Source organism: Flavimaricola marinus, assembly GCF_900184895.1.
GTDB lineage: Bacteria > Pseudomonadota > Alphaproteobacteria > Rhodobacterales > Rhodobacteraceae > Flavimaricola > Flavimaricola marinus.
Map to the genome: position 1 here is coordinate 1 of NZ_FXZK01000054.1, position 631 is coordinate 631.

General features: G+C 58.5%; 1 pseudogene. It reads left to right on the plus strand.

Going from position 1 to position 631, the window contains the following annotated elements:
• Positions 1–631: pseudogene (locus tag LOM8899_RS23015) on the plus strand (IS5 family transposase); the annotation flags it as partial.

The window sequence follows — 631 nt, forward strand, 5'->3', positions numbered from 1 at the left end:
ACGGATGCTCAGATGGCGTGTCTGGCACCTTTCTTCCCCAAGCCCCACGGCAAGCCACGCGTTGATGACAGGCGTGTTTTGAGTGGGATTATCTTCTTCAATCGCAATGGCTTGGGTTGGCGCGACGGACCCGCTGCTACGGTCCATACAAGACGCTGTGCAGCCGTTGGAAGCGGTGGAGAGACAAGGGTGTCGTTGCTCGGATCATGGCTGGTCTGTCACGGAACATGGTGAAGAGGAGATCGTGATGATCGGTGCGACCTACCTGAAGGCGCACCGCACCGCGACCAGCTTGGACGTCAAAAAGGGGGGCGTGGACGCCTGATTGGCCGGACGAAGGGGGCATGGAGCGCAAAACTGCATGCCGTCTGCGACTGCCAGGGTCGACCACTCGACTTGTTCGTCGCAGATGGTCAGGTCTGCGACTACATCCACGCGCGAGCGTTGCTCAGCAGCTTGCCAGACGTCGACTGGCTGCTCGGGGATCGTGGCTATGATGCAGATTGGTTCAGAGAGGCGTTGAAAGGCAAAGGGATAGGCACCTGTATTCCCATCGAAAACGGCGCAAGACAACCGTCAGATATGACAAGCGTTGGTTCGAACGCCGCAACCGAATCGAGATCATGTGCGG